Genomic DNA, 13102 nt, shown 5'->3' with positions numbered 1-13102 from the left:
AATGCAACTTTGAAAAATGTGAAAGTCTCTCAAGTTGAATACGACCTTTATAATGACTTCGTTTATCAATATGGCATTAGTGCGTGGAAAGGCTCATCAATGCTTCGCAATTTAAAAGCTGGGCAGTACGTCGCTGCATGCAAGTCATTGTTGAAGTGGAAATACGTTGCAAAGCGTGATTGTTCAATTCGTTCAAACAATTGCTATGGCGTATGGACACGGCAAGTTGATCGATACAACAAGTGCATGGGGGCCAACTCATGATGCAGTTATACATTGTTTTAAAATACTGGCGAGCAATCATTATCGGACTGCTCGCTTTTTTATTGCTAATCACACTAATGCTTCTGAATGTCAAAACTGGAAAGCTTAAAGATGCTGAAACGAAATGTCAGCAACGCATACAAGCAATCGAGCAAGCACAGTACAAAGCATTAAATGAAGCAAATGCTAAAGCAAATCAAGCGAGCGCAGACTATGAACAACTCAAATCAGAGCGACAAGCAAAAGTCGAAACTGTTACACGTACAGTGCAAAAGATCGTTGAGCGTCCTTTGTATATCAATAGCTGTTTTGATTCTGACGGCATGCACGAGCTCAACAGTCTTGTTAAAGCCGGACATACCAGCGAATCTAAAACAACCTTGCCCGGATCTCAATGAATTAGAGTTAGGGCAGGGTAAAGCGGTCTTGCTCTGGTCTATTGATACTGTTGCGAAATACAACGAGTGTAAAGCGCGGCATGGGGCAATAGTTAAAGCCCTCAATTGAGGGCTATTTTACTCTCAAGGATCTCTTTAGATCGTTCTATCATGAAGTTTGCATCAAGATTAAAAGTCTTGGCAGTTTTCATATTGTTAAAATAGGACAGTGCACAATCTTCAGCTAAAGATAAATCCAAATTACCGTTTAGATCGCGAATGCAATAATTGAAATCTATAGCATCTTTGATAACTGACATATCTACAAAGGTATCATTTGGATATTTTTCCGATAACTTAAAGAACTCTTCTTTATATGCAGATAAAAGACCCATAATTTCATTATCGGACATTGCATATAAGTATTCTGAAAAAGCATCATCAATATAAGCTTTGCCTTTGCGCTTCATCTCTTCAACAATGATTAAATGTCGTTGTTCTTTAATTTCAAGAATTGCGCCCTGCATAGCCATTAATCGACTTTCTAAAATCTTTTGAATATCTGACCAGACACCGACTGGTATAGGTTTTTTACCTGAAAGCCAGTCGGTAACTGTTGGTCTTGCAACAGGCAGAGCATCAGCGAGTGAAGCTTTCCAAGAATTACCAAATGCAGCAATTCCAAGCTTTTCAAGCAATTCAATTTGATTAATCATTTATTTCTCACAAAAAATAAGGCTCATTTCTGAGCCATAAGTATTATTTTTCTACTGCGTTCCATGCTGAAACAACAAGTGAAAATTTGTCGCCATAAGCATTTGAAGTATTAACGATTTCATCCATAACTTCTTTGCTTACAATTACAGCATCTTTACCAATAGCAACTTTAAGACTGCGAGGTGAGTAGGAAACAACTTCACCGTTTAATAATGAATTGAAAGATTTAACGAATGGTTTTGAGATTTTGATAGTATTCATTTTAAAAGCCCTTTGCTTTTTGACTGAGACCCTTTGTCTCTGTCTATGATTTAAATATAGACTAATTATAATTAGTCGTCAATAAGTTTTTAGATTATTCTTTACTTTATACAATATTTTGTGAGCGATTGGCTTCTATTGATTAATGACTAACAAATCATCCCATTTAAATGGATTTTTACTTAATTTATCTCGACTCATCGACCATCCACGGTTTGGCAAAAAGCATGGTCCGACACCGAGCTTTTTCTTCCCAAATTTCTCATGCACGCTTTCTAGCGCATTCATAAGCTTTTCTTTTTTCGCAATCTCGTTCATGTCTGTGAGCAAATCATAAGTGTGTCCAGCTTTAGGCTCCAGACACGTCAGAATCACACCACACTTCTTATATTTGATACCTTCTTTAAATATGTGGCTGATCATCACTGTAGCAGCCTGCACTAAATCTAACGCGCTGTCAGTCGCTTCGGGAAATGTATAGCTCACAGATTTATTATAGAAGGACACGTTCGGGTCGAAGGGATTTGATTGAACAAAAGCGAGTATGCAGCCACACAACAATTTTTCTGATCTCAATCTTGAGCACGCATCTTGTGCATACATGCTGATTGCTTCTTTCAAATCATCCAATTGAGTCACTTTATTACCGAATGAACGGCTCGCAACGATCTGTTTTTTTGAATCTGGACTATGTTCAATCTCGATGCATGATGTGCCTTGAAGTTCTGAAACAGTTCGAGCCATGACGATAGAAAATAACTTTTTCATTTCCTGTGGACTGATACAAGTCAGATCATAAACAGTATTAATTCCCATACTTTGCAGCTTTTTTGTATGCTTACGACCGACTCCCCAAACTTCGCTCACATCTATTATTGAAAAAAAATAATCCCGGTGTTTTGGCTCCATACTGACTAAGTTACAAACCCCATCAAAACGTTTGCCTTTCTTCGCCATGTGATTCGCAATTTTTGCTTGTGTCTTGCTACGTCCGATCCCCACACAGACTGGCAATCCAATCCATTTTTGGATTCTATTTCTCATCTCATGAGCATAATCGGTCAAGTCATAGTTTTGCTCATACGCTGTCAGATCCAGAAAGCATTCATCAATTGAATAGATCTCTTGCTCAGACTCAGTAACAAAATCGAGCAGTATCTTATGAAATCGTCTAGACATTTCTGCATACAGTGCATAGTTACTCGAAAGCACTTCAACATTATGCTGCTGCACGATGTCTTTGATCTTGAAAAGTGGTACGCCCATCTTAATACCGAGGTCTTTCGCTTCTTGGCTACGTGCAACTGCACAGCCGTCGTTGTTGCTCAATACAATGACAGGTTTGTTGTTTAAACTTGGATTGAACACACGTTCACAACTGACGTAACAGTTATTGACGTCAACAAGTGCAAAAACTTTTGAATCGTGCTTCATGACTTTCTACGCGCATTCTTTAGAATGAATGTGACAACACCCCAGATAATGAGTTCTTGTCCCTCGTTGAAATGAATATTTTTATAGTCCGGGTTCTCGGCTTTTAACCAGCGACCTGATTCATCAATCATCAATCGCTTTACAGTGAAGTCATTCTCGATCAATGCAACCACTATGTCTTGGTGCTTTGCATCTAAACTACGATCTACAATCAGCTCGTCATCAATATCAATACCTGCATTGAGCATTGACAGAGATCCAACTTTCACAATGAACGTTGCGCACTCGTTTTTGATCAAGTGTTCATTCATATCTAGACGTTTATCGATATAGTCTTGAGCCGGGGAGGGGAAGCCTGCTGAAATCTTTTCTATTGCATACGGTATTGATAACAGAGTAGTTGGTGTTACCAGAGTGACTGATAGCACATCATTGAAGATGTCTGGCCTGAGGTTGGTCTTAACTTCTAAAAACGGTTGCAAATTGCTCATGATTCACCTCTTGATATCGTTACGATTTCAAGATGATAAATGAGAGCTGAAATGAATTTAAAATCGATAATTCTGATATGAAGCTATCGGGGCATATGTCGCGCTGTAAACTCATTGATATTCATATCAAAAAAGAAATTTTGCGCTTCGTCGTTTTTACAGTTCAACCAATCTTCACGGTACTCATCTGGAATGACGATAATTGACCGCTTTTCATCTTCCGGTTTGTGAAACTGCTTCATAAACGGGTGATTATCAGCATTGATCGTGAGCATCGACATTGATCGCACTTGCTGGCCATCGATCAAAGCATTTTCATAAATGGCTGCGACAGTGAAAGGTAGATGATCTTTGCGGTAAATTCCCCAGCGTTCAGCTTTGCCATCATCGGTATAACGTGGTTCAAAAATAGTTTGAACAGGAATCAAAGCGAACTGACTTTTGGCCCATGCGTTTTTAAAGCTTGGCTTCTCATGAACGGTCTCTGTCCGGGCGTTGTATGTGTTGCGACAGATTTTCAAATCTTTGGCCCATTTAGGAACCAGACCAAACTTTACCTCACGCCACTCAATAGAATTGCCAGTACTGAAGATTAGAGGGCAGTCATAACCCGGATAAATATCCGCTTTGTAATCGAAAGTTGGCTCAAACAATCCAAGCTGTATGGCTTGAGAGCGTTTTATTGGTTTGTAATTGGCACACATTCTCAAATCTGTTTTTTAAAAAAATCCTAATAATTCTAGATTAATATTTGCTAGATAAATATTTAATCTTCCCAGCTATCAACCATATCAGCCCAATCTTGCATCATTTTACGACGATCATTGAGCCATTTCGCATGATCGTAAGTCGCCTTCACTTTATCTCCCTTCACATGCGCAAGCTGCAACTCAATCCAATTAGAATTATAGTTTGCCTCATTCAGATCCGTAGATGCGGTAGCCCGAAAGTCATGCATAGTGATATGGCTCAATCCCATATTTCGAAATGCCTGATTAAGTGTCGTGGGGCCAATCATCGTATCGCTATTAACGCCAGGAAAAATATATGGGCTATCAGGATAGGCAGCAAATTGCGCCTTCAGAATATCTATTACCTGATCTGACAGTGGAACAATATGAATACGGTTCTTTTTCATATTGCGCTTGCCAGCAAGAATATCTGACTTGGAGGCAATAGGGATTGTCCAAGTGCGAGCCTCAAAGTCAATATACTCCTTCAACCCTCTGCGAACCTCCACTGTACGCAACATAGTATAAATAAGTGCCTTAAGCGCATTCTTGGTACTGATTGATCCGGGATATTTATTAATGCTCGGCATAATCAACTTTCGATCTTTTGAGCTGATTGGCTGTGCGTTCTCTGTTTCTGGTGTATGAATATAGCCGCGCAGCGCATAAGTTGGATCATTGACCAATCTGTCTGAAATAATGGCGTACTGCATAACCTCAGCAATAATCTGTCTAACCGAGATCGCCTTGTTCTCTCCAGTACCTTTGCCTGATTTCAATACGCGTTTAATCGCGTTATCCATAATGTTTTTAACATCGACAGAGCTCACATCTTTAATTGGCTTGTCACCAATTGCTGGAAATATATCTACCTCATAAGCATGGGTGCGCACATACAGCCAGTTTGCTGATTTAGATTTCTTTCTATGATCACAAAATTCCTGTGCAATTGCTCGGAATGTTTCTGACTGAGATTGAATCGCTTCCAGTCGCTCTGTCTTTTTAACTGCTATTGGGTCAACATTTTTAGCAAGCTGTTCTCGGAATTCATTTGTTTTGGTTCTAGCGTACGACAAGCTTATTTCAGGATACTGCCCGATGGTCAGCATTTGAGGTTTATTTAAAAAACGATATCGGAACCGCCAGAACTTTTTCCCTGTCGGACGAACTTCAATACACAAACCAGAGTGATCAGCCACGCGGTATACTTTTTCTTTAGCTTTTAATTGCTTGATTTTTAAGTCGTTTAACATGATGTGAGTAACCACCATTATGGCTTGAATAGATTTACTCACGATATTACTCACAAATAAAAGTAATGTCATGTCACATTAGGTGACGCGTAGTAACCACAACAATCCAGTAAAAACATATAGATAGAGTTTCAGGAAACACTAGGTAAATCTAGGTAATAACAATGTTGAGTATGGATGCGATTGATCATCCTATGATGAGAGAGTTCCATGAGCCGGGCGATGTAAAGCGCTCTGTGGTGGTGATTCCCGAAGAGCGCCTGGATCAGTGGCTTAGTTTGACCATTCCAGATATTGAATCTTTTATTGAAGGTTTTCCAGTTGAAGAGTTTGAATGTGCCTATGTTCCTAAGCTCAATCGCACTAAGCAAACCAATCAACTGAATTTTTTTGATTAATTGGAAAGGTTTCTAAACAGGATTTTTAGGCCATCAATCATCTTTTCAATTTGCAAAGGCGTTAGACCTTCGAAAGACTGCTCCAGTACAGCGCCAGTCAAATCATTAATCTTGTGTATCATTTGCATACCATGATCGGTAAGCACTACACGTGTAATTCGAGCATCACCATCGCAAGAGTAGGTATTTACATAGCCTTCATCTTTAAGTCGATAGACAATTTTGGTGGTCGTCGACATTTTTGAGATGACCATTTCAGACAGCTCTGAAACACTGGCATTAGGTCTTGAATAAAGTGCTAGCAAGATGCGGCGTCGTGAATTATCGAGACCGTATTTTTTCAGCACATTATCGATATTAATGACATATTGGGCATGAACTTGACTGATCCAGTAATAAGGAAAGTTATTTACGTCGAAGGACTTCTCTGATGGCAAGAAGCGATCATATTTTTTAGTCATACCTGCATCCTCAACAGTTTTAATTTTCATCCCTTAATGTAATCTTATTTTAAATATTGAATTATAAGCAACGTATTTTTTTCAATTTGCGCTTAAAATATATAACCTAACTGGTCATTCTTTAAAGAAATTATTTAAGTTTGCCTTAAATAAAAATTGTAAAAGTAGAGTAATTTTCTTGCTATAAAAATTACACAAAATATATAGATAAATTAAATAATAATTTAACTCACGATAAAATTCCCACAATTTTTTTCATTAAAATTCCCATATTTATCATATTGATATATTGTTTATTATTTAATCATTATCGGATTTTATAATTTATGAATTCTACTTTTTATTTGATGCTTAAAACATTATTTTGTAACTTTGAGAGATTGATCATATTTTTTGATATTTTAACAACTTCATATGTCAAGTAATTGATTAGAAAAACTGATCAATAAGCTGACTTAAAATCATCTTGAGTGTATTTACATGAATAAAATTTGTGAAATAAATGGTGATTTAAAGACTTGAACGACTCAATAATGATTGTTTTGTCAGTTTTACAAAGAAATACGATAAGTTGTTTTTAATTAAAAAATTGAACGTAAAAAAATATTTAAAAATCACAAAAAAATTAAAAAAACCTTAAAAAATTATGCATAATGATTTTAAGTTTTTCAAAAGTAGAGGTTATCCATATGGATCCGTCGCCGTGTAGGTTATTGTGTTACTCATCCTTAAATAAGAAGATGGAGATCTAAAGATGGAGTTTCTTTTAGATCCAGGAATATGGGTGGGGCTGCTTACTTTAATTGTATTGGAAATTGTTTTAGGGATTGATAATCTCGTTTTTATTGCCATTTTGGCCGACAAATTACCTCCTGAACAACGTGATAAAGCACGCGTGATTGGCCTTTCATTGGCTTTGGTCATGCGCTTGGCATTATTGTCTGTCATTTCATGGCTTGTTACTTTAACCAAACCTTTGGTTTTTATCTTCGATTACAGTTTTTCCGGTCGCGACTTAATTCTGCTTTTTGGTGGATTATTTTTGGTGTACAAGGCTGTTACAGAACTGCATGAAAAAATGGAAGGCAAGCCTGAAATCAAAACAAATTCTTCAGTGGCCTATGCCAGTTTCTGGGCAGTGGTAACGCAGATTATTATACTTGATGCAGTCTTCTCTTTAGATTCTGTCATTACCGCGATCGGTATGGTCGATAACATTTATGTCATGATGACAGCCGTTGTTGTTGCCGTCATTGTCATGCTCATCGCATCTAAACCATTGACTAACTTTGTTAACCGACATCCAACTGTAGTAATCTTGTGCTTAAGCTTCTTGTTGCTGATCGGCATTAGCTTGATTGCAGAAGGTTTTGGTTTCCATATTCCAAAAGGATATATCTATTCGGGTATTGGCGTTGCAATTTTGATTGAAGCCTTTAATCAGTTTTCGCAGCGTAATGTGGAAAAACATCAAGCCAAAATTCCATTGCGTCATCGGACTGCGAATGCAATTTTTAAACTGATGGGTGAAAAAGACGAAATCAGTACGCCAATTGATAAAAAAGATACGGATGGCCTTTTTGTGAGTGAAGAGCGTTATATGATTGGAGGTGTATTGACACTTGCAGAACGCTCGGTGGCCTCGATCATGACGCCTCGTACGCAAATTTCATGGATCAACATCGATGAAGATCATGACGTTATCCGTGAACAAATTCTCTCAGTGCCACATAGTCTGTTTCCGGTATGTCGAGGAAGTCTGGATAAAGTCATAACAATTGCACGTGCTAAGGATTTGATTGATGCCTTAGATGATCCAGATGAACTTTCGAATGTACTCAAACGTCAGCGACCTATTTTCATTTTTGAAAAAATGAAAGTGATTGATGCAATTAATACACTCAGAACCTCAAAAGGTTCATTGGTTTTGGTCAGTGATGAATTTGGTGTGGTACAAGGTTTGATTTCACCGCTAGACGTTTTTGAAGCGATTGCGGGTGAGTTTCCAGATGCCGACGAACAACTGGATTTGATTAAAGTCGATGAGCGTACGTGGCATGCCAATGGTTTATTAGATCTTTACCAGCTTGAGCTAGAGTTAGGCATGATTGAGCTGATGCCAGATCATGCTGACTATATCAGTGTGGCAGGTTTAATCTTAGACAAGACCCAAACAGAAGTGCAGGTGGGTACCTCGATTGTGTACGAAACAATTTACTTCGAAGTGATTGAAATGGACGGCAATCGAATCAAATTAGTGAAAATTGTATATCCAACTGATTAATTTGAAATGTAAAAAAAAGCTCTCATGAATGAGAGCTTTTTTTATATAAGGAATTAACGCGAAGGCAAAACGGTTTTGAGCGTTTCGTGCATTTCAAGTAACACTTGTTCAGTGGTGTCCCAATCGATACAGCCGTCTGTAACAGATTTGCCGTACTCTAAATCACACAGATTTTCAGGAATATCCTGACGTCCACCTTTTAAGTGACTTTCAACCATCAGGCCAACAATCGATTTGTTGCCTTCTAAAATCTGTTCGGTCACATTCTTTAGAACCAGAGGCTGTAAGTACGGGTCTTTGTTTGAGTTCGCATGGCTGGCATCGATCATGATTTTATTGCTAACCTTCGCTTTAGCCAAGGCGTTTTCTGCTTCAGCGACTGAGCCAGCATCATAGTTTGGTTTACCATTACCGCCACGCAGTACCACATGTGCATATGGGTTTCCGCTGGTATGAATGACCGAAACCTGACCATTTTCATTGAGGCCCAAAAAGCTGTGGCCGTGTTTAACCGATTGCATCGCGTTGGTCGCAACCGTCAAACCGCCGTCGGTACCATTTTTAAAGCCTACAGGCGATGAAAGACCTGACGACATTTCACGGTGGGTTTGGCTTTCAGTTGTCCGCGCGCCGATCGCTGACCATGAAATTAAATCTTGATAATACTGAGGTGAGTTTGGATCGAGAGCTTCAGTTGCGCAAGGTAAGCCTTTTTCATTCAACTCAAGTAAAAGTTCGCGTCCGATACGTAACCCTTTTTCAATGTTGAAAGAATCGTCCATATCTGGATCGTTAATTAAACCTTTCCAACCCACTGTGGTACGTGGTTTTTCAAAATAAACGCGCATGACGATGTAAAGCGTATCTTTTACTTTTTCGCTGAGAACTTTCAAACGATCTGCATATTCATGAGCAGCTTTTGGATCATGAATAGAACATGGGCCAATCACAACAAAGACACGTTTGTCCGAACCATCAAGAATATTACGAATGGTTTCACGACCATGTAGTACGGTTTGATAGGCACTTTCTGTCAATGGCAACTCTGCTTTTAGCTCGGCAGGGGTTACAAGAGGTTGAATGCTTTTGATGTTAACATCATCGATATCTGGCTGTGAAACTGGATTGGACTGTAAAGTATTCATTGCTGTCACTGACTGGATCTTACTGGTTTTCTGTTTACTGAATATACCATGAAACGAGAATGATAAAGCTATAGTTAGCACGGATTAATCGTTTAAAAAAATCGATTAACCCGTTCTATCCTTTAAACTTTAGTGGTTTTTTCAGGTATATGCTGTTCTACAACAGCTGGTTTTTGTACTGGTTTTGCCTTCACTGGATTGATCATAAAATTGACACCTAAAGCAAACAAGGTGATACCCAAAATTTTACGAATCAGTTTTTCTGGCATTTTTGAGCTGATTAAAGTACCAATAATGATGGCAGGAATAGACCCAACCAATAACCACATCAGGAGTACGAAATCGACATTACCTGCACTCATATGGCTTAAACCTGCGACCGAGGTGAGCAAGACGGCATGTACCACATCAGAACCAATAATACGAATCATGGGTAAATTTGGAAACATGATAATCAAGGCCATGATTCCAAAGGCACCAGCACCTACCGAAGATAAGGTCACAAACACACCCAGCACGATACCCATGATCACCACATAAATGCGTTTATTGGTGGTGAGGTTTTCAGCATTGATTTGAGTGGTATCTGGCTTACGAAAGCGCATGAAAAACTTTTCAATGCGTGAGCGGAAAATAATAGAAATACCCGTAAGCGTGAGCATAAAGCCCAATACCATAGTTAAGACCGCTTTATAATGTGTAGATTGACTCAAATAATGCTCAAGTACCCAAGAGGTCGCAAAAGACGCGGGAATACTTCCCACCGCTAACCAAAGCACGATTGGCCATACAATATTGAGCTTTTTAGCATGGACCATTGATCCACAAAATTTTGAAATCGCGGCATAGAGCAAATCTGTACCAATCGCGATATGCGGTTCAATTCTAAACAAACTAATTAGAATAGGTGTCATCAGTGAGCCGCCACCAACACCTGTAATACCGACACAAAACCCTACCAACACACCAGCCAAAATAAACTCAAAAGGACCAAACATTTCACTAATCAGCCAAATACACAAAACATGCATATCTTATGACTTTTTGAGATAAATGGTTGTGATGAAAAATGATTTGCTTATGCAAAAAAACGCTAAAGCAATTATTTAGCTTTCGTCTTAAGATCATTTACTGTGCAAATCAATAAAAAAACCAGCGGCGTTGCAAAAATAAACCAGCTCACAATTCCAATACTGTTGCCGTAAATATAAGTAAGTGATCCGCATGCAGTAAGAAAACATAACCAAGCGATACATCTGGTGATGGATGCCGATCGGGGGAGTAGATGAAATCTTGATTTTTTGGTTTTTTCTATCTGTTTTGTACTCACAACGTAAAGCAAGAACATACCGAGTAAGATCAATAAAAAGGCAATGAGATCAATCATGAGGCATTGACCTCAGTGTTTTTAGTGTTTTTGGCAGAATGAATTTTTTTACTTAATTTCTTGTATGCATGCATTTGAATGGGATGAATATTTTTTAAAATAAATAAAGCCAGTCCGGCAAATATAATCAGCATAAGATCAATACGTAAAAAAATCCAATAGCTTGAGATATGATGAACATAGTCGTGTTGAACGAGATACATCAGATTAAAACATGCGAGAGAGATCGAACAAAAAATAAAAACGCTCAGTTGTGATTTCCACAGTAATTGTCTTGGCGTAACAAGTGCCAGCAAAAAACTACTGAGCCAGACAGTAAAGAAACTGATAATTTCATAGTTTGCTGTAGAAGCCTGTACATCGGTTAAGCGGTTTGCAAATAAATAACTCAGCATAGCAATCGGTAAACCCACAAATGACGCCACATTGAGCCGATCTACCAAATAATGCCCAAAATGAAAACGCTGCTGTTTATTTTGTAATTGACGTTTTAAGCTCCATAGTAATAATCCTGAGGCAATCATAAAACACCCCAAAATACCCGAGAAAAAGAAGGCAAGGCGAAGTAGGGGTTGTGCAAAAGTTGCCATATGTAAGCCATATACGCCAAAACTCAATGTTGCAATAGCACTGTCATTTCGGGTGTTGGCTATCACTTCACCAGTTTGAGCATTTAAGGTCAGTGTTGGACGATTTTGGGTAATCGTTTCATCTTTGCTTTGCGTGAACGTAATTTGACTGTGTGTAGTGTTCGGGTTTTGCGCGCTTACAGAATCGAATGTTGTATTGCCCCATTCTTTATGTACTGTAGCAAGCAGTGTGTTGATTGGTAAATCTTGGCGTGTACTCGGTACAACAGTTTGCTCGGTAGCTTTAGCACGAATTTCTTTAAAATACTGAAAGGGGTCGTCAGGATAGAGTTTTTGCATCCCCCAGGGCAGGTAAATATAAAAGAAAATGGCCAGTCCGGTAAATGTAATGGTCAGAAAAAACGGTAAAGCCAGTACAGAAGAAACATTGTGAAAATCAAGCCAAGAGCGCTGCGATTTAAATGTTCTTAAAGTAAAAAAGTCGGTGAAGATTTTTTTATGCGTGATAATGCCCGAAACCAAAGCAATCAACATGATAAAGGCAGCAATACACACAATGATGCGGCCAACCAGATAGGGTACGCCAAAAAGCTGGAAGTGAAATTCATAAAAGAAATCGCCGCCTTTAGTCGCAGATAATTGCAGCTCTTGACCTGTGGCTGGATTTAAAGTTTTGCGTTCAAATCCACCATCTGCTTTTTGCCAATACACATTATTCACAGGTGACTTTTCAGATGCTACACCGATATACCATGATTTAGCATCATGAGCATGCACATCTAAATATTGATAGGCTGTTTTGAGGGCTGTTTCTTGAGCGACATTGTACTGAGCTAATTCGGGTTGCATCCACATGGTGATTTCGTGACGGTAATACGACATCGAACCCATCAAGAAGATTGCAAAAAGTAGCCAGCCCAGTAAAAGACCTGTCCAAGAATGTAACCATGCCATGGATTGACGAATATTTTTTTGCATGGCTCAAGCTACTCCTACAATGAGCAGGTAGAAAAATAAGCAAACTAAGCCACTGAATAGACTTAATTTGACAAGTGAATGAATACAAAAAGAGAAGATCACAAAAAATACATAAAATAATATTGAAAGAAAGCCTGCGAGATAAATCGACTCTGCTTTGGGTTGTACTAAATTTAAAATAAAGGTGAGGGCAACTGAAAGCAGTGCTGTCGCAACAAAGCCCACTACAAAAGCAAGGATAAATCGATAGATTACAGCCATGGTATAAGTGTAATCGAGACGTGCAGTTTTTTTCATGGTAACCAGTTTCCCAAAGCAGCAATTGGCTATG

General features: G+C 38.6%; 14 protein-coding genes and 1 pseudogene. 4 read left to right on the top strand and 11 right to left on the bottom strand.

Annotated features, from left to right (window positions below):
• Both ADA42_RS18090 and ADA42_RS13685 read left to right on the top strand, forming a co-directional pair.
• Positions 1 to 264, top strand: a 264-nt coding sequence (locus ADA42_RS18090) for a glycoside hydrolase family protein (RefSeq protein ID WP_152682187.1), incomplete at its 5' end; no start/stop codon positions are given.
• A complete protein-coding gene (locus tag ADA42_RS13685; protein WP_048765745.1) occupies positions 264 to 662 on the top strand; it encodes a hypothetical protein in 399 nt (132 codons plus the stop codon). The genes ADA42_RS18090 and ADA42_RS13685, both read left to right, overlap by 1 nt.
• A gap of 101 nt (positions 663 to 763) precedes the next feature.
• Here ADA42_RS13685 and ADA42_RS13680 read toward each other — a convergent pair whose 3' ends face one another.
• The 6 genes from ADA42_RS13680 to ADA42_RS13655 all read right to left on the bottom strand — a co-directional run bounded on the left by ADA42_RS13680 (position 764) and on the right by ADA42_RS13655 (position 5528).
• On the bottom strand, positions 764 to 1357 hold the full coding sequence (locus tag ADA42_RS13680; protein ID WP_048765736.1) for a hypothetical protein: 594 nt from the start codon (positions 1355 to 1357) through the stop codon (positions 764 to 766).
• Between the two features lie 43 nt (positions 1358 to 1400).
• Complete coding sequence (locus tag ADA42_RS13675) at positions 1401 to 1619, bottom strand: hypothetical protein (protein WP_048765735.1); 219 nt, start codon at positions 1617 to 1619, stop codon at positions 1401 to 1403.
• Positions 1620 to 1754: 135 nt separating this feature from the next.
• Entirely contained in the window at positions 1755 to 3053 is a 1299-nt protein-coding gene (locus ADA42_RS13670) for a Y-family DNA polymerase (protein ID WP_048765733.1), read from the bottom strand.
• Positions 3050 to 3544, bottom strand: a complete 495-nt coding sequence (locus ADA42_RS13665; protein WP_048765732.1) for a LexA family protein — start codon at positions 3542 to 3544, stop codon at positions 3050 to 3052. The genes ADA42_RS13670 and ADA42_RS13665 overlap by 4 nt, the downstream gene beginning before the upstream one ends.
• An 83-nt stretch (positions 3545 to 3627) precedes the next feature.
• A complete protein-coding gene (locus tag ADA42_RS13660) occupies positions 3628 to 4248 on the bottom strand; it encodes an SOS response-associated peptidase family protein (protein WP_048765731.1) in 621 nt (206 codons plus the stop codon).
• Between the two features lie 62 nt (positions 4249 to 4310).
• The gene (locus ADA42_RS13655; protein WP_048765742.1) at positions 4311 to 5528 is read right to left on the bottom strand and encodes a tyrosine-type recombinase/integrase; all 1218 of its coding nucleotides are present in this window, start codon (positions 5526 to 5528) and stop codon (positions 4311 to 4313) included.
• 161 nt (positions 5529 to 5689) lie between these two features.
• On the opposite strand from ADA42_RS13655, the pseudogene ADA42_RS13650 reads away from it, so the two are divergent.
• Positions 5690 to 5926: pseudogene (locus ADA42_RS13650) on the top strand (DUF159 family protein); the annotation flags it as partial.
• Here ADA42_RS13650 and ADA42_RS13645 read toward each other — a convergent pair.
• On the bottom strand, positions 5923 to 6387 hold the full coding sequence (locus ADA42_RS13645) for a MarR family winged helix-turn-helix transcriptional regulator (protein ID WP_004938667.1): 465 nt from the start codon (positions 6385 to 6387) through the stop codon (positions 5923 to 5925). The pseudogene ADA42_RS13650 and the gene ADA42_RS13645 overlap by 4 nt on opposite strands.
• A 754-nt stretch (positions 6388 to 7141) precedes the next feature.
• On the opposite strand from ADA42_RS13645, the gene ADA42_RS13640 reads away from it, so the two are divergent.
• Positions 7142 to 8671: a TerC family protein gene (locus ADA42_RS13640; RefSeq protein ID WP_048765729.1), complete on the top strand. Its 1530-nt coding sequence runs from the start codon at positions 7142 to 7144 to the stop codon at positions 8669 to 8671.
• A gap of 53 nt (positions 8672 to 8724) precedes the next feature.
• Here the strand turns inward: ADA42_RS13640 and ADA42_RS13635 are convergent, their stop codons facing one another.
• The 4 genes from ADA42_RS13635 to ADA42_RS13615 form a co-directional block, all read right to left on the bottom strand.
• Positions 8725 to 9816, bottom strand: coding sequence for a 3-deoxy-7-phosphoheptulonate synthase (locus ADA42_RS13635; protein WP_004948092.1), 1092 nt, complete (start codon positions 9814 to 9816; stop codon positions 8725 to 8727).
• A 122-nt stretch (positions 9817 to 9938) separates the two neighbouring features.
• Complete coding sequence (locus ADA42_RS13630) at positions 9939 to 10814, bottom strand: sulfite exporter TauE/SafE family protein (protein ID WP_040053930.1); 876 nt, start codon at positions 10812 to 10814, stop codon at positions 9939 to 9941.
• Positions 10815 to 11199: 385 nt separating this feature from the next.
• Positions 11200 to 12771, bottom strand: a complete 1572-nt coding sequence (locus tag ADA42_RS13620) for a PepSY-associated TM helix domain-containing protein (protein WP_004948086.1) — start codon at positions 12769 to 12771, stop codon at positions 11200 to 11202.
• 3 nt (positions 12772 to 12774) lie between these two features.
• Positions 12775 to 13068 carry a hypothetical protein gene (locus tag ADA42_RS13615; RefSeq protein ID WP_004948084.1) on the bottom strand — a complete coding sequence of 98 codons (294 nt, stop codon included), beginning with the start codon at positions 13066 to 13068 and terminating at the stop codon, positions 12775 to 12777.
• Positions 13069 to 13102: the final 34 nt, after the last annotated feature.

This window comes from Acinetobacter sp. 243_ASPC (genome assembly GCF_001054715.1).
GTDB lineage: Bacteria > Pseudomonadota > Gammaproteobacteria > Pseudomonadales > Moraxellaceae > Acinetobacter > Acinetobacter soli.
The sequence above is the reverse complement of the archived record's forward strand: the minus strand, read 5'-3'. Positions and strand labels throughout refer to the sequence as shown.